At 62.7% G+C, this 16,667-nt stretch carries 14 protein-coding genes; 9 read left to right on the top strand and 5 right to left on the bottom strand.

Annotated features, from left to right (window positions below):
• Positions 1–34 precede the first annotated feature (34 nt).
• Entirely contained in the window at positions 35–970 is a 936-nt protein-coding gene (gene catA / locus AC3FLX_RS01925; protein WP_488693341.1) for a catechol 1,2-dioxygenase, read from the bottom strand.
• A 174-nt stretch (positions 971–1,144) separates the two neighbouring features.
• On the opposite strand from catA, the gene AC3FLX_RS01920 reads away from it, so the two are divergent.
• From AC3FLX_RS01920 to AC3FLX_RS01905, 4 genes are all read left to right on the top strand, one after another.
• Positions 1,145–2,065 carry a LysR family transcriptional regulator gene (locus AC3FLX_RS01920; protein WP_488693339.1) on the top strand — a complete coding sequence of 307 codons (921 nt, stop codon included), beginning with the start codon at positions 1,145–1,147 and terminating at the stop codon, positions 2,063–2,065.
• A 403-nt stretch (positions 2,066–2,468) separates the two neighbouring features.
• Positions 2,469–3,830, top strand: a complete 1,362-nt coding sequence (locus AC3FLX_RS01915; protein ID WP_488693338.1) for an MFS transporter — start codon at positions 2,469–2,471, stop codon at positions 3,828–3,830.
• 39 nt (positions 3,831–3,869) lie between these two features.
• Positions 3,870–5,114, top strand: a complete 1,245-nt coding sequence (locus tag AC3FLX_RS01910) for an NAD(P)/FAD-dependent oxidoreductase (RefSeq protein WP_488693336.1) — start codon at positions 3,870–3,872, stop codon at positions 5,112–5,114.
• 183 nt (positions 5,115–5,297) lie between these two features.
• Positions 5,298–6,389, top strand: a complete 1,092-nt coding sequence (locus AC3FLX_RS01905) for a porin (RefSeq protein ID WP_488693696.1) — start codon at positions 5,298–5,300, stop codon at positions 6,387–6,389.
• A gap of 97 nt (positions 6,390–6,486) precedes the next feature.
• Here AC3FLX_RS01905 and AC3FLX_RS01900 read toward each other — a convergent pair whose 3' ends face one another.
• The 3 genes from AC3FLX_RS01900 to AC3FLX_RS01890 form a co-directional block, all read right to left on the bottom strand.
• Positions 6,487–7,605: a GNAT family N-acetyltransferase gene (locus tag AC3FLX_RS01900; protein WP_488693334.1), complete on the bottom strand. Its 1,119-nt coding sequence runs from the start codon at positions 7,603–7,605 to the stop codon at positions 6,487–6,489.
• A 174-nt stretch (positions 7,606–7,779) separates the two neighbouring features.
• The gene (locus AC3FLX_RS01895) at positions 7,780–8,043 is read right to left on the bottom strand and encodes a hypothetical protein (RefSeq protein ID WP_488693332.1); all 264 of its coding nucleotides are present in this window, start codon (positions 8,041–8,043) and stop codon (positions 7,780–7,782) included.
• 291 nt (positions 8,044–8,334) lie between these two features.
• On the bottom strand, positions 8,335–9,885 hold the full coding sequence (locus AC3FLX_RS01890) for a bifunctional AfsR/SARP family transcriptional regulator/alpha/beta hydrolase (RefSeq protein ID WP_488693330.1): 1,551 nt from the start codon (positions 9,883–9,885) through the stop codon (positions 8,335–8,337).
• A gap of 118 nt (positions 9,886–10,003) precedes the next feature.
• On the opposite strand from AC3FLX_RS01890, the gene AC3FLX_RS01885 reads away from it, so the two are divergent.
• Together AC3FLX_RS01885 and AC3FLX_RS01880 are read left to right on the top strand one after the other, a co-directional pair.
• Positions 10,004–11,371 (top strand): NAD(P)/FAD-dependent oxidoreductase, encoded by a 1,368-nt coding sequence (locus tag AC3FLX_RS01885; RefSeq protein ID WP_488693329.1) that lies wholly within the window; start codon positions 10,004–10,006, stop codon positions 11,369–11,371.
• 226 nt (positions 11,372–11,597) lie between these two features.
• The gene (locus AC3FLX_RS01880; RefSeq protein ID WP_488693327.1) at positions 11,598–12,239 is read left to right on the top strand and encodes a glutathione S-transferase family protein; all 642 of its coding nucleotides are present in this window, start codon (positions 11,598–11,600) and stop codon (positions 12,237–12,239) included.
• Between the two features lie 135 nt (positions 12,240–12,374).
• On the opposite strand, the gene AC3FLX_RS01875 is transcribed toward AC3FLX_RS01880, so the two are convergent.
• A complete protein-coding gene (locus AC3FLX_RS01875; protein WP_488693694.1) occupies positions 12,375–13,292 on the bottom strand; it encodes a LysR family transcriptional regulator in 918 nt (305 codons plus the stop codon).
• A 66-nt stretch (positions 13,293–13,358) separates the two neighbouring features.
• On the opposite strand from AC3FLX_RS01875, the gene AC3FLX_RS01870 reads away from it, so the two are divergent.
• The 3 genes from AC3FLX_RS01870 to AC3FLX_RS01860 all read left to right on the top strand — a co-directional run bounded on the left by AC3FLX_RS01870 (position 13,359) and on the right by AC3FLX_RS01860 (position 16,655).
• Positions 13,359–14,054: a gamma-glutamylcyclotransferase gene (locus AC3FLX_RS01870; protein ID WP_488693326.1), complete on the top strand. Its 696-nt coding sequence runs from the start codon at positions 13,359–13,361 to the stop codon at positions 14,052–14,054.
• 1 nt (position 14,055) lies between these two features.
• Positions 14,056–15,027, top strand: a complete 972-nt coding sequence (locus AC3FLX_RS01865; protein ID WP_488693324.1) for a LysR family transcriptional regulator — start codon at positions 14,056–14,058, stop codon at positions 15,025–15,027.
• Between the two features lie 443 nt (positions 15,028–15,470).
• Positions 15,471–16,655 (top strand): efflux RND transporter periplasmic adaptor subunit, encoded by a 1,185-nt coding sequence (locus AC3FLX_RS01860; protein ID WP_488693322.1) that lies wholly within the window; start codon positions 15,471–15,473, stop codon positions 16,653–16,655.
• The last annotated feature ends 12 nt before the right edge of the window (positions 16,656–16,667 follow it).

Below are 16,667 nucleotides of genomic sequence, written 5' to 3'. Positions count from 1 at the left end.
GGGCGGCCTGGGCAGGCAGGCCGCCGTGCGGGGATTACGCTGCGGCGGATACGCGCGGGCGATTCACCAGCTGGTTGTCTTTGCCTTGCACCAGCGGCGTCATTGCGATGTTGAATTCGATTTCCTTGTACGCGTCGGCCTTGAGGCCGAGCGCGGCGCCGCCGGTCTTCTCGACCACGTGCGGTACCAGTTCTTCGCGCGTCGCATACGCGAAATCGTCCCAGATCAGCGGGTCGCCTTCGATGTTGATCTGCGTCGTGAGCTTGCGCGTCTTGTCGCTCGTCACGAAGAAGTGCACGTGGGCCGGGCGGTTGCCGTGGCGGGCAAGCCCGTCCAGCAGTTGTTGCGTGGCGCCCTGCGGCGGGCAACCATAGCCAACCGGCATCAGCGTACGAAACTCGTACTTGCCATCGGCGCCCGTCTTCACCGCGCCGCGCAGGTTGAAATCGTCTTGCGCGCCGGTCGGGTCGAAGTGCGAATAGAAACCCTTGGAGTTGGCGTGCCAGCACTCGACAACCGCATCGGCAACAGGCTTTCCGTCGGGACCGGTGACCGTGCCACGAATGACGAGCGGACCCGCGTCTTCGTCGGCATTGATGTCGATCCTGGAAACGCCATCACGCACCGGGGCGCCGGCAACATAGAGCGGGCCTTCAATGGTGCGCGGGGTGCCGCCGTGGATGTCGGCTTCGCGGTCCGCTGCATCCATGCGGATGTCGAGAAACTTCTCCAGGCCGACGCCAGCGGCCAGCAGTGCCGCCTCGCCATCTTTGCCGAGTTTGTTGAAGTAGTTCACGCCAGCCCAGATCTCGTCGGGCGTCATGTCCAGGTCGTCGATGGCCTTGAAGAGGTCGCTCAGCAGACGATGAGTAATCTGCTTGGTGCGAGCGTTGCCAGCTTGGCTTCCCAGATTTGCAGCGGCCTTCAGCAGGTCCTGCACTTCCTTCGAGTCGAATACTTTGGCACTCATGTCTGCTCCTAACTCTCTATGTTTTTTGCTGGGGTTAACCCTTGTTTCAAGCCGATCCAAAGCTACTCAGAAGGTATAATTCGGCGGCGAAACAGAGCATGAAAGCAGAATAGGGGCGCAAAACGGGGCAGTCCAACACCGTTTTAGTATCAGGCTATATCCTGGAGGTATTGTATGGAGCTGCGACACCTGCGCTACTTCGTAGCGGTTGCGGAAGAACGCAACTTCACGCGCGCGGCCAAGCGGCTTCACATTGCGCAGCCGCCACTCAGCCGCCAGATACAGCAGCTCGAAGAGTCACTGGGGGTGCAGTTATTCGAACGGAACTCTCGTCCGCTCAAGCTCACCGAGACCGGCAAGTTTTTCTACTCGCACGCGGTACATCTCATTGCGCAGACGAATGAACTGGAGTCGATGACGCGGCGCGTTGGCAACATCGAGCGTAGTTTGTCGGTCGGCTACGTGGGCTCCACGCTCTACGGCATGCTGCCAAAGATCATTCGGCGATTTCGGGACGAAAACAAATCGGTCGAGCTGAGTCTGCACGAAATGTCGACGATGGACCAGATTCGCGCACTGAAGGATGGACGCATCGATGTTGGGTTCGGCCGGATTCGGCACGAGGATGCAAGCATCCGCCGCGTGATTCTCCGCGAGGAGAAAATGATCGTCGCGCTGCCCGTCGGGCATCCGCTTTCATTGTCGAAGCCGGTACTGTCGCTTCGCGATCTCATCTACGAAACACTGATTGTTTTTCCAAAGGCGCCGAGGCCCAGCTATGCGGATCAGGTTCTGGCGGCTTTCCAGGAACGCGCACTGACGCCCCGGCGCATCTACGACGTGCGAGAGTTGCAGATCGCACTAGGGCTTGTAGCGGCGGGTGAGGGAATTTCAGTCGTGCCAAGCAGCGTTTATGGACTGAAGCGCGATGACGTGAGCTACATGGAACTCGATGACCCCACTCTCACGTCGCCAATCATCATGAGCATGCGCGCAATGGATGAGTCGCATGACATCAAGGAAATGCTGGAACTGATTTATCGGCTTTACGAGGAAGCGCAGATTCCTCATGTGCCTCGCTCGGACAAGGGATAGGCCGAGCGCGCTGTCTGACTTCCAGTTCAAGCCAGCTTCACTCGACGCTGGCTCCCGCACGACCGGCTGAATTCAACACACAGCTAGCGAACGACCTCGGGTAGGCAAGCACACATTCGTGCAAAGCGAATGTTCGTTGACTCCGCAACGCTTCCAGCCGCCCGCGGCACACCTCCGCCTCTTCTTCAGCGCGTACCTCTGCATATGGACGCCCCGCGCAGCGCGCGGTACCTATTCGTCACCGCTAGAGGCATATCGGGGTCGGTATAGGTGAGATGAAAATTTCATTTCTTATCTTATGGCTACAGGAATATAACTCCGGCAGACATCCAGGTATGACGGGGGGCGGGCGAAGGGCCCCGCTCAGCCAACCATAAATATTAAAAATGTCATCACCAATAACATGACTATTCAGGAGACAACCGTGCCATTAAACCGCCCCATAAACGTCACTGAGTTTATTGACAAGCAGCCGCTCTCGGCGTTTCAGGTGATCATCGTTGCCTTGTGCTTTTTGATCGTCGCCGTGGACGGCTTCGACACGGCATCCATCGGCTTTATCGCACCGGCAATCCGCGCTGACTGGCATCTTACGAATGCCGACCTTGCACCGTTGTTCGGCGCCGGGCTGGTAGGACTCATGGCAGGGGCTTTCATCTTCGGCCCGCTGGCGGATCGATTTGGGCGCAAGAATATTCTTGTGGTTTCGATCCTGTTCTTTGGGATTGCGAGCCTGGCGTCCGCCAGGTCCGAGGTGCTGTGGGAACTGGCCGCGCTGCGCTTTCTTACGGGCCTCGGGCTTGGCGGCGCGATGCCAAACGCCATCACGCTGACATCGGAATTTTGCCCCCAGCGCCGTGTGTCCTTCATGGTGACCACGATGTTCTGCGGCTTCACCGTTGGCATGTCGCTGGGCGGACTCGCTTCTGCCTGGCTTGTCGAGGCCTATGGATGGCGCTCGGTTCTGTTTGTCGGTGGCGTTCTTCCGATCGCCCTTGCCGCATGCGTCGCGTTGAGTCTGCCTGAGTCTGTGCGGTATCTCGTTACGACAGGCGCAAACGCGGCGAGGATACGTGCCATTCTTCATCGGATCGCGCCGAAGACCGAACTAGAGAATGCTACGTTCGCCGTATCGGACCGGAAGGGTACACATTCACCGCTCGCACATCTGTTTCGACCGGAGTTCCTTCGCCATACCCTTCTGTTCTGGCTGACCTTCTTCATGAGCCTGCTGGTGCTATACCTGCTGGCAAGCTGGCTGCCGACCGTCCTGCGTGGCGCCGGTCTGTCGCTCAGCACCGCGGCGCTCATTACCGCGATGTTGCAGGGCGGCGGCACCGCGGGTGCCATCATTCTCGGTCTGCTGATGGACCGCCTCAACCCGTACTTTGTGCTTGCCACGAGCTATTCGCTCGCGTGCGTCTTCATCGCTGCAATCGGTAGTTTGTCTGCCGATCCGCTGGCCGCCGGTGCAGCCGTGTTCTGCGCTGGATTCTGCCTCTCTGGCGCCCAGGTTGGGGTCAATGCCTTGATCGCAAAGTTCTATCCGACGGATTGCCGCGCTACCGGAGTAGGCTGGGCCAATGGCGTTGGCCGCATCGGCTCCGTCGTGGGTTCGGTGGGAGGCGCAAGCATGCTCGCGATGGGTTGGGGCATGCCTGTCCTCTTCGCCGTGATCGGCCTGCCCGCACTGATCGCTGGCATCGCCATGCTCTGGCTCGGCTTCCGCCGCCCTCCCGTACCGCTTCAACAAGTCGCCGTCTAAAACACGAACTAATCCATTAAGGAAAGAACGGAGTACGTAATGAAGAGAATTATCGTTGCAGGTGGCGGTTTCGCCGGGCTGTGGAGTGCGGTTGGTGCGGCTCGGATGCTTCGTGAAGTCGGCACAGACCAGCATGATGTGGAGATCGTGTTGGTGGACCCCGAAGTCAATCACAGGATTCGGGTCAGGAACTATGAGGCGGACCTGCCAAGCACGTTGGTGCCCTATGCGGAGATTCTCGATCCCATCGGCGTCAAGCATGTGCAAGGGCAAGTCATAGGTATCGACGTTGAGGAACAGATCGTGCTCGTCCGGCAAGGCGCCGAGACCAGCGAGCTAACGTATGCCAAGCTGATCGTGGCAACCGGCAGCCGGCTCACCCGGCCACCGATCCCCGGCCTGGCCGAATACGCTTACGATATCGACACCTATGAAGGCGCCAAACGCCTGCAGGACCATATTCATCGGCTGGGAGCGTTGCCATCCACCGAAGGACGCTTCACCGCCGTGGTCATTGGTGCTGGCCTGACTGGCATCGAACTCGCTCTGGAACTTCCCGACCGTCTGCGCGACGCCGCCCGGCGCGCTCCCGGATCGGTGGATACCGGAACATGCCGAACCATTCTTGCCGACCGGTCACCGCGCATTGCCGAAGCGATGGGCGGCGCGCAACCGGTTATCGAGCGCGCCTGCGACGAACTCGGCGTCGAAATGCTGCCGAATTTCTCGTTCAAATCCATCGATGCGTCCGGCGTGGTGCTGGGCAATGGCGAGCACCTGCCCGCATCGACGGTCGTATGGTGCGGCGGCATGCGAGCGCATCCGTTCAATGAATCCATCCCGGTAGCGCTCGATAGTCAGGGGCGGCTTCCGGTCGATGTCTTCATGCGCGTGAAAGGCGTTCAGAACCTGTTTGCAGCGGGTGACGCCGCCAGCGCGCTGATCGACGGTGAGCATGCGTCGGTCATGTCGTGCCAGCATGCCCGGCCAATGGGCCGCTTTGCAGGGCACAACGCCGTTGCCGAGTTGTTCGGGCTTCCGATGCTGGAACTGAACATCGACTGGTACACGACCATCCTCGACCTCGGGCCGTGGGGCGCCGTCTACACGGAGGGATGGGAGCGACGCCTCGTCGCGGAAGGCGATGTCGCCAAGAAGACAAAGCTCACCATCAACCATGAGCGCATCTACCCGCCCCGGACCGGTATCGCCGCCGACATCCTGGCGGCCGCCGCTCCCGTGGTCCAGCGGCCACCGGCCTATGGTGAAAGCGCCGGCGAATAGCCGATCGACGCTCGCCGCGCGGGCAGACAGAACGCTCTGCTAGCGCGGCATCACCCGGCTGCAATCCAACGAATGGCTTCCACGGCCGTCACGCCTTGTGACCCGGCCGGGGCTAGTCACGTGCGTACGTCCTGGATACGCACCGCAATGAAAAACACCAAAAGAAAGATGGAGGAGACAGAAATGAAGTCACGAAGCCTTGCAGTTGCCATCCTGGCATCCGCCCCGCTATGCGCCGCGGCCCAATCCGTGACGCTGTATGGCGTCATCGACACCGGCATTGAGTACGTGAACAACATCGGCGAAGCAAAGAACAGTGTCGTGCGCATGCCGAATCTCACGGCTACGGTGCCGTCTCGCTGGGGCCTGCGTGGGACTGAAGACCTGGGCGGCGGATTGAAAAGTGTCTTTGTACTCGAATCGGGCTTTGCCAGCGACTCGGCCACTTCCAATCAAGGAGGGCGATTATTCGGCCGCCAGGCCTTTGTTGGCTTGTCAGGCAATTGGGGACAAGTGGCATTCGGCCGCCAGTACACCATGATGTTCTGGGCTGGCCTCGACTCCGACATCCTCGGCCCCAATATCTATGGCTCCAGTTCGCTTGACGTCTATTTGCCAAACGCTCGCGCGGACAATGCCATCTCATACAAGGGCACGTTTGGAAACTTCACGATTGGCGGTACCTACAGCTTTGGTCGTGACGCGGTCAATGCGGGGCCCAGCCCGGCCGGCACGAACTGCGCTGGAGAAAACCCGGCGGACAAGCGCGCCTGCCGGGAATGGTCGGCGCTGCTCCAGTACGAAAACAAGCAGTGGGGCGTATCGGCTGTCTATGACTCGCTGCGTGGCGGCACTGGGGCTTTCGGAGGACTGACCGATAGCGGCCGCAAAGACTACCGGCTATCACTTAGCGGATACATGCTTTTCGAGCGCACCAAGCTGGGTGCCGGCGTCATCCGGCGCAACAACGATGGTAGTCCGACGCCGCGTAGCGACCTTTGGTATGCCGGCGCTGCGTACGACATCACCCCCGCATTTACGCTCGCCGGCCAGATGTACTACCTTCGCTATCACAACAGTGACAACAAGGCGCTGCTATGGGCGATGCGCGGCACTTACGCCTTCTCGAAGCGTAGCTCCGTCTATGCCACGGCTGGATTCATCAACAACGGCGGCCAACTCACAAACTCTGTGAGCGCAGGGGCAACGGGCGCGAACCCGAGGCCGGGCGGAAATCAGTTGGGGATGATGATCGGCATAAAACACATCTTCTAGCCTGACGATGCCGGAACGGGAGAGCGGCGATTCCCGCTGCTCTCCCGGTTGTTCCGCGACGGAGCGCGCTGCCGCTCGCCGCTCGCCGCAAGGACCGCTACGGACCGGAAAGTGACATTGGGGCACGACGAGCCGAGCCGTCTGACGCGCTGACCACCTTTTCTGAACTCGAGAAGTACTTCCCCATGTTGGCGCCAGGGCGTCGGTAGGCGGGAAAGAAGCCGTCCAGATTTTTTAGCGTGGCATCGTCGCCGCCGGACAGCGCCACATAGCGGTTGGGGTCAAGCACCAGGCGCTGGGTCCGGTAAACATGCGTGTCCGGCGAAAACCCGCGCTTGAACTCGAACAGCGAATCGTTGGCCGACCCCAGCCCGCCGCCGAGGTGCAGATAGTGCATGCCATTGGCTTGTCCCCATTCGCGCGCCGCGTGGATCACGGTCTTGGTCGGTTGATGGCGGCGATATTCCCAGTCCCAGGCCGACAGGTGGTACTGCATGATTCCGCTGTCGCGCGCCACGGTGAACAGTGCCGCGCCGATCGTGCAGCCCCCTTCTTCGGCCACGAACAACAGCAGGTCGTCTCCCAGCCCGCGTGCCAGCGCGCGGTAGTACAGCGCGTCAAAGAAGTAATAGGGCGACGCCTGCAGGCGCGTCATCGTCGCGTTGTACAGCTCGACAAAACGCGGCAGCCCGGCAAACTCCCGGTCCAGCCGAACGGTCACGCCCGCGCGCCGTGCGCGATTGATGCCCTGCTTGTGGCGTGCCTGTGTCTCCTGCCACTGCCGCTCGGCGCTCTTGGTCAGGTCCACCCACACCGTCTCGCCCTGCTCGACCACCAGCCCCAAGCCGCTGTTCCAGCCGGCATTGAGCAGCGGGTGCATACGGATAAACCATGACACGCACCCCCGCTCGCGCAACAGCGCGATCGCCGCGCCCAGCGCTTCGTCGGCAAAGCCGGCGGGCGCGTCGTGGCTCAACACCGGGCCACCGTAGCCATAGGCCGAAGTGGCATCCCAGCTATCCCATCCGATGGGGCGGCGCAGCATTGGCACCAGCAACTCGTGGGCGCCGTCGGTCACCCGTACCGCCGCGGCGCTACCGTGATCGCTGCGTTCCGCGGCGATGTACCAGCCTGGCGTGTGGTGGCAATCATGGAGACAGCGTGTGAGTGTCTCGCGCCACTCCGGGCATGCCGGTTCCAGCAAGCTCGTTTGCATAGATACCTCCGTATCCCTGGACGCGCTGCTATTTCTGTTGATGCAGGCGTCATTGGTCGGACAGTGTCAGTTGCAAATAGGCGCGAGATCTGCCGGTGCTCCGGGAGACTGTGGACGACGTACCTACGCCGGAACCGCGCCGTAAATTACCGACACTGCTAGCGGAAGGGATCGTCAGGCGCGGGGTGGGCGATGCGGTGTGGGCAGATCGGGCCCGGGTAGCCAGGTACTGGCCTCTTGAGGTGCCTGCGCGTTCCGGATACCGGCGGCAGGCAACGTGCGGAACTGCAGGAGGAACACCTGCTCGGCAGGGTCCAGAGCAGGCGTGGGTTGTGTTTCCGCGGCGTCGTCAGGCACGAAGGAAGCGTGCGCCATACGGTCGGCGCAGCAAACAGCCAAATGGGCCACGCTGTCACTGCTTTGGACATCGACGATCATCTCTTCGCTGTTGACCGATAACGGCGACAGCGTTGCATGTGCCCAGCCCAGTATTCCGAGCAGAGCAAAGACAAGAGAGATAAGGCCAAGCCTGGTGGATCGCACGGGCAAAAGATGTCGGGAAGCAGTTCTTAAATTAGAGTACACCCCTTGCAAGCGACATCACTGTTACCTAGGTCACACATCGAAAGTGCGTTTGGCGGGGGCTGGCCACAAGCGCCCATCGGTGCCGTTCGCGCAGCCATCCCGGCCATCACCGTTACAACAGCATAGTCCGTCGATTACCTGCCGTCATACGGCGAGACTGCTGACGAACTGCTTGATGCTGACCAGTACGGCCCGCTGGTCGCCCGCGAAAGCCCAGTGATCGGCACCCTCCAGCTCGACATATCGCGCATGCGCGATATGGCTGGCGAGATGCCGGCCGGCGCCGATGCGAACAGCGCGGTCATCGTGTCTGTGGAGCACCAGAGTCGGCGAGGAAATTCGACCCAACAGATCGCGCACATCCATATCGCGCAGCGTTTCCAGCACGCCCTTGATCGCTCCCGGGCTCGACGCGGCCCGGAGCAAGCCCGCCCACCACGCTCTCGCCAGCGGATCGCCTGACAGGCTCGGCGCGAACGTTTCGATGCCGGCTGGCCCGCCCCAGGCCGCGACAAGGCGCTGAAGCCAGTCTTCATACTGGCTGGCTTGCAGCGCGTGCGGATAGTCGGCCGTGGCGCTCCCCTTGGCCAATGAGCCAAACAGTATGAGCGCGGCGACTCTGTCGGGGTGATCGGCGGCGAATTTGATGCATGCCGGCCCGCTCTCCGATGCACCGAACAACACTACCCGACGGGTCCCGGCAGCGTCGAGCACGGTGCCGATGTCCTGCGCGGTGGCATCAACGCTGGGATTGAATCCGACCCGGTCGGAAAGTCCAATGCCGCGACGATCGAGCAGGATGAGCCGGCCCATCTTTGCTAGAGAGGACAGGAACTCCCTGCACCGGGGTTCTTCCCAAATCCGTTCGACGTGGGATACGAAACCGGGCAGTACGAGTATGTCGATGCGACCGGCGCCATAGGTCTGGAACGCGAGATGGACGCCGTCGTCGCAGACATAGCGCGTCGGTGGCGGCTCCTCGATCGGCAGCGAGGTGGCGGTGTTCAGCAGCGCGCGGGTTTCGGCTTCTGGTACCACATCGAGCGCGTCGTGAAGGCGTTGGGAGAGCGCGTCGAAATGGCGCTCGGCCGCGGCGCGGTCTCCAGCAAGCAGGAGATTGCGGATGAGGTGCCGGCCATACACTTCGCTAAGAGGATCCAGCTGAACGAGCCGGCCGGCGTGCGCCGCCGCGGCCACGTAGTCCCCGGCCGCATGGCTGTCGTGCACCACCCGTTCCAGCGCCTGAATCGCCCGGCCCCGCAAAGCCTCACGGCGAAAGAAAGCCCACTCATCGAACTGCGGGCAATCACCCGGCGAAAATCCCTCGAGAAAGTCGCCCGGATAATTGCGGCACGCCCACTCGAAGTCGCCGCGATCGCAGGCTTGCTCGAACCGTTGGGAATCCAGTTGCAGGTCAATCGCCGATGACCATCGAACCGTCGATCGGTCCGCCGTGAGAACGTCCTCACCGAGCGTGAGCCGGAGGCGGCACATGAGGCGCCGCAGGCGCGCTCGCACGACATCTTCGCCGCCATCGGGCCATAACATGGTTGCGACGACATCGCGCCCGACCGGGCCCTTCGCTTCCGCCAGATAGACCAGCAGGGCCAGGCCTTTGCGCAAGGCCAGCGGGCACGGCCTGCCGTCCCGGCGGATCTGCGGAAATCCAAGCGTCTGCACGCTGAACTGAGCCATAGCAGTGCAACCCTCAATGACGGCGCCCAGGGGACGATCAGGGGACGCGCCGATCCTACCATGCACCGCAGACGATGGTCGCTGGGCTCAATGCAGCGGATCGAACTGGAGGATTGTCATGAAAAACCTCGGCAAACATGCGATCGTGATGGGCGCCAGCATGGGTGGATTGTTGGCCGCACGCGCACTGTCGGATTTCTTTACCACTGTCACTGTGCTCGAACGCGATGCGTTTCCGATAACGGACACACCGCGCAAAGGGGTCCCCCAGAGCCGCCACACCCACGGGCTTCTTGCGCGCGGCAGCCGGGTAATCGAGGATTTCTTTCCCGGATACAACAACGAGGTCGTCGCGCAAAGCGGCGGGTTGCTCGGCGATGTCGGCAGCGACGTGACCTGGATAAGCCGCAACCTCGCGCTTGCCAATGGCAGGAGCGACCTGATCGGTCTGCTTGCAAGCCGTCCCGTGCTCGAAGGCCATCTGCGGCGGCGGCTCCTGAAACTGCCAAACGTGTGCGCCGTCGAGAATTGCGCTGTGCGGGGGCTCGCCAGCGACGCCGCTCGAAAACGGGTGACCGGTGTGCGCGTATGCATCGAAGGCGGGCCGGAAGAAACGCTCAGCGCGGACCTTGTCGTCGATGCGACGGGTCGCGGGTCGTCCAGTGCGATGTGGCTCCAGGAACTGGGCTACCTCCCGCCCATCAGCGAGAAGGTCGAGGTCGGCATCGGTTACATGACGCGCACCTATCGACGCCGGCCGACGGATCTGGACGGCAAGCGCGGCATCGTTGTCGCCGCCAGTGCGCCAAACTGGCGTAACGGTGTCATGCTCGCGCAGGAGAGCGATAGTTGGATCGTCAGCACCGGCGGCTACCTCGGCGACGAGGCACCCGACAACGATCAGGATTTTCTCGCGTATCTGGCGACGCTGCCGACTATGGAGATTCACGACATCGTCGCCAGAGCCGAGCCGCTGAGCGACTACAGACGCTACCACTACGCCTGCAACCTGCGCCGACGGTACGAGAACCTTGCATGCTTCCCCGGCAACTACCTGGTATTCGGCGACGCTATCTGCAGCTTCAATCCGGTCTACGGACAGGGCATGACGGTCGCGGCCCAGGAGGCGGCGATGCTGAAACAGTGCCTCCTGCGCACGGGCCTGAACGATCTTGCGCAGCGGTTCTTCAAAGGGGCCGCGGAAATCGTGGACATCCCGTGGCACATCGCGGTTGGCAACGATCTCCGCAATCCGCGCGTCAAAGGCGCACGGCCGCCGATGCTGCGCTTCATCAACTGGTACATCGGCAAGCTTCATCTTGCCGCAGTGCACGACACCACACTGGCGATGGCGTTTCTGAACGTCATCAACCTGATGACTCCGCCGACGGCACTGCTCAGCCCTGCGATAGCGTGGCGGGTATGGCGGGGCTGCGGAAGATCCGCGCCATCGGTTGCGTCGCCCGCAATCGAACGAGTCGCGTGAGGGGTGGATTGAGTGGCGAGTGGCGAGTGGCGAGCGTTGAAAGGACCGCTTTCATGCCAAAGGCGGGCAGCGTCGCGCCTTTGTCTCCAATCCGGATACGGTCTGGCTCCAGATCTCGCCTTTATCGCTCGAGCCGTGGTTAGTAGAGTGACATCCGTGACGCCGACGTCGAACTCTCAGACAGGCGGGACGCAACCAGTTACTCAATCCGGAAGGACACCTCGCCATGAAACTCTATATCGCTCACGCCACTTGCTCGCTTGCCGTTCAGGTCATCGCCAATGAACTGGGCCTGGAGCCCGAACTGGTGCACTACGATGTGTTCGGCAAGAGCACTTCCGCCAACGACGACTTCAGCAAGACCAACCCGCTCGGCTACGTTCCCGTGCTTGTGCTCGATGATGAAGCCAGGACGCATCTGACCGAAACGACCATCATTACGTCGTACCTGGCCGACCAGAATCTGGACGCCGGCCTGATCCCGCCGCATGGAACGCTGGAGCGCGTCAAGCTCGACCAGTTGCTGACGTTCATCGCTACCGAAATCGCGCAGAAGCACATCCCGCTGATGCGCAAGCTGCAAACGGAATTCGGCGCCCAGTGGACCCGCGACAAGCTCGTAGCCGCCTACTCGAAGCTGGACGCCCAACTGGCCGATGGCCGCGCCTACCTGACCGGCGATAAATTCACGGTGGCCGACGCCTATGTCTGGGCAACGCTGTGGCACGAGCGCTCGGGTGCACCGATCACGCACCTGAAGAACCTCTTCAACTACATCGAGCGGATCGAAGCGCGCGCGTCCGTGAAGAAGGCGCTCAAGGATGAAGCCGAAATGGTCGCGAAGCACGATGCGCTGAAGGCCGCCTGACCCTCCCCACGCACGTAACGCCCGAAGCCTTCGCGGCTTCGGGTAAGCGCGCGCCGGCACCATGCCATCGAGCCTCGTGTCCACACGCCCGCCCTGCCGACCAAGGCAAAGCACTGCCGTAGTTGCCTGGGCCGCTCAGCCCTGCGCGGCTTCGTCGCGCAAACTGTCTGCCAGGTGATTGAGAACGGCCCGCGTCTTCGCCGGCATCCGTCGCCCGACCGGAATGATCGCGTGCACGGGCGGGCCATCGACGTCGGATGCGGGCAGGATATGGATCAGTCTTCCAGCCAGTACGTGTGGCTTCGCGACGCGATCGAAGATCTGCGCGATGCCGAATCCGCTGATCGCCGCGTCGACGAGCGCCTGGCCGTCCGCGAGCACCAGCACGGGCTCCATGACGATATCGCGCACATGCCCGTTGTCGGAAACGGTCCAGGGGCGATGCCGTCCGGTCGGTCCGCGAAAGATCACCGCGTCGTGGTGACTGAGATCCGCCACGGTATGGATGGCGCCCTTGCGTTGGATGTACTCGGGCGACGCGTACAGGCCAAGGCGGAGATCGCACAGCTTGCGCACCGTCATGTCGCCGTCGGCGGGCAGCTCGCCAATGCGCACGACGATGTCCCAGCCTTCGGCCACCGGGTCCGACATGCGATCCGTCAACGCCATGTCGAGAGTGACTTTCGGATGGCGGCGCCGAAGCGCCGCGAGAAACGGCAGCAGCAACCGGCCGAAGCCCGCCGGTACGTCGAGCCGGACACGCCCGATCGGCTCGGCACGCCGGGCGGCCAGTGCCTGCTCAGCCTCACGAAGCCCCTCAAGCGCGGCCTGTGCGGCGAGCATGTAGGTCTCACCATCCTCGGTCAGCCGCACCGCGCGCGTGGTGCGCTGGAACAGGCGCGTGCCGAGCCGTATCTCCAGACGCTGAACAGCCTTGCCGACGTTCGATTTGCTGGTGCCGAGATCCTCCGCCGCTCGCGTGAAGCTGCCTGTCTTGGCCACCGCCAGGAACGATTCGATGTCCTGAACCTGCGCTTCCACCCGATCCACCATTGTTTCCCTCTCGGCGACAAAGAAAATCAATTTGCGCAGTTTATCAGCCACGTTGCAGCAACCACAATGCCAGCAAGCACCCTCTTTCTTCCCACTCGCATGCTGACAAGAGAATCGCTCCAGTCCGGGTATTACCTCGACAACATTGAGCTGCCCGCCGAGTTTCGCTGGACCCAGAACCGCATCGACGCCTCGCTGGCCAGCACGCTCGCGGCCCGGCTGGACGACGCAGAGGACGTCTGGATCTTTGCGTACGGCTCGCTGATGTGGAACCCGCTGCTCCATTTCGACCGGCGTTCGGTTGCCGCCTTGCACGGATGGCATCGCAGCTTCTGCATGCGGAGCATCGAGGGCCGGGGCAGCCCGGAACGTCCGGGCCGCATGCTCGGCCTGGAGTCCGGCGGCTCGACGCAAGGCGTTGCACTGCGACTGCCGGCTGCGCGGCGCGACGAGGAACTTCGCGTGGTGTGGCGGCGCGAGATGGTCGGCGGCTCATACCGCCCGACATGGGCAACGGTCACGCTCGACGACGGCACGCAAACACACGCTATCGCCTTCGTCGTCGACCCCGACCGCCCACTCTTCGAGCGCGACGCCTCGATCGCCAGCGTGGCCCCCGTCATCGCGCGCGCGGCGGGCTCCTTCGGCAGCAATGCCGACTATGTCTTCAAGCTCGAAGGCGCCCTGCGCGACTGCGGGCTGCGCGACATCTATATCGAATCCCTTGCCGCCGAACTGCGGCGCCTGTTGCCTGAGGCGTGACATGGACAAGCTTCATGCAATGCACGTGTTCACACGTGTCGTCGATACGAATAGCTTCTCGCGCGCCGCCGATACGCTTGGCGTGCCACGCGGATCGGTCACGCGGGTCATCCAGGAACTGGAAGCCTTCCTGCGCGTCAGGCTGCTGAACCGCACCACCCGACGACTGAGCGTGACATCCGAGGGCGCCGCCTACTACGAGCGATGCGTGCGCATTCTTGGTGAGGTGGATGCCGCGGAGGCGGAATTCGCCGCCATTACCCGCGCACCACGCGGCAAGCTGCGCGTGGACATGTCCGGCACGCTGGGCAAGCTGATCGTCCTCCCGGCGCTCAATGAATTCCATACGCGCTACCCCGACATCGATCTCACGCTTGGCTTTGGCGATCGGCTGGTCGACCTGGTTCAGGAAGGCATCGACTGCGTCATCCGGATCGGCGAGTTGAACGACTCGACGATGGTTGCCCGGCGCCTTGGCGTGTTCCAGCTCGTGACCGCGGCGAGTCCCGTGTATCTGGAGCGTTACGGCGTGCCGGCCGACCTTGACGCGCTTCCGGACCATCTGGCCGTCAACTACTTCTCCACGCGCACGGGCCGCATGGTCAACCTCAATTTCAACGTCGAGGGCAAAGCCGTCAATGTCAGGACGCGCTCGCGGTTGTCCGCCAACGATGGCGACGCGCATCTCCAGTGCGGCGTCATGGGCCTGGGCCTCATCCAGGTGCCCCGCGTCATCGCCCAGTCATTTCTCGATAGCGGTTCGCTCGTCGAGGTCCTGCCAGCGTTCCGTCCCGCGCCGCTGCCAATCTCCGCCGTCTACCCACAGAACAAGCATCTGTCGCCGCAGGTGCGGGCGTTCGTCGACTGGACCGCCGAACTGTTCGCGCGCTGCCCCGCCGTTCAACCGAACGTCAGCGGCATCCAGCACGGCAAGAAGGCGGCCGCGCAAGCGCTTGCGCCAATTGCCGCATAAATGAAAGGCGCGCCACGTCGCCGATTTTTCCATTTACATGAATTCTCTTCCCCGCCCAAAGCAGCAGATCTTGAGCGCCGCAAGCCGTACATTGCAGGCGTCCAGGTTCTCACCCCATCTGCCTTGATGCAGGGGCAAGGCACCACCGCACTGAAGCCATCCGCCACCACGGCATGTGCCATCGCGCCCTTGTCCGCCATCCGCGGGCCATCGACGAAGTAGCCGACTTTTTCCGACGACTCCTCTAGTCCGTCCTGATCCCTGGCCATTGGGGGCCATCGGTTACCGGGCACATTGCGTCGCCAATTGTCTCCATTGCGGAGACAGTTAATCCACATCTCGATTCTTTATCCGCAAAACAATGACAACCATACTGATTTCAAAGGCGAGCCACACCGCATCTTCGCCCTCGACTCTGTGAAAAATTGATTGGAGCTTTTGACATGGACACCAACCGCAAACGGCTTTCCGTCGCACTGGGCACGCTGTTCGTCCTGGGCGCCATCGGTGCCGCCACCCATCATTTCGGCATCGACGCCAGCCCCGTTGCCGCGGCGCAGGCCGACGCCAGCACCCCACCGGCAGCCGACGTCGACATCGCCGCCGTCGTGGCCCGCCAGATCACCGAATGGCAGAGCTATTCGGGCCGGCTGGAGGCCATCGACAAGGTCGACATCCGTCCGCTGGTGCCGGGCAAGATCGTCGCCGTGCACTTCAAGGACGGCCAGCTCGTGAAGAAGGGCGAATCGCTCTTTACGATCGACCCGCGTCCCTATCAGGCGGAAGTCGATCGCGCCGCCGCGCAACTGGCCGCCGCCGACGCACGCGCCGCCTATGCATCGAGCGATGCCGCGCGCGCGGACCGCCTGATCGGTAGCAACGCCATCGCCAAGCGCGACTACGACGAAAAGCAGAACGCATCCCGCGAAGCATCGGCCAGCGTCAAGGCTGCCCGCGCGGCCCTGGACGCCGCCCGCGTGAACCTTTCCTACACCGACGTCGTCGCGCCGGTCTCGGGCCGCGTGTCGCGCGCCGAACTCACGGTCGGGAACATCGTGTCGACTGGCGCCAGCGCCCCGCTGCTGACCACGCTGGTGTCCGTGTCGCCGATGTACGCCTCGTTCGAGGTCGACGAGCAGACCTACCTGCGCTACCTGCGCGGCGCCGGCAGGAAAGAGGTCCCGGTGGAACTGGGCCTGGCCGACGAGAGCGGCTACTCGCGCACGGGTGCCATCGTCTCGGTCGACAACCGTCTCGATGTCACGTCCGGAACGATCCGCGTGCGCGCGCGCTTCGACAACGCCGATGGCGCGCTCGTGCCGGGCCTCTACGCGCGCGTGAAGGTTGGCGGCGGCCAGCCGCGCGACGCCGTGATGATCTACGACGCCGCTGTCGGCACCGACCAGGCCAAGAAGTACGTGCTGGTGGTGGGCAAGGACAACCGCGTCCAGTACCGCGAAATCAGGATCGGCAACCTCCACGACGGTCTGCGCATCGTCGAGAAGGGACTGCAGGCGGGCGACCAGATCGTGGTCGGCGGCCTGCAGCGCGTGCGCCCCAATGATGTCGTGAAGCCCCGCGCAGTGAACATGGTGGATGTTGCGCGCGTCACGAAGCCGGCGGCCTGATCAGGTCCGCCA

This window comes from Cupriavidus sp. 291-E7, from assembly GCF_057798835.1.
Note: the sequence above shows the minus strand (reverse complement) of the source record. Positions and strands in the feature narration are given on the sequence as shown.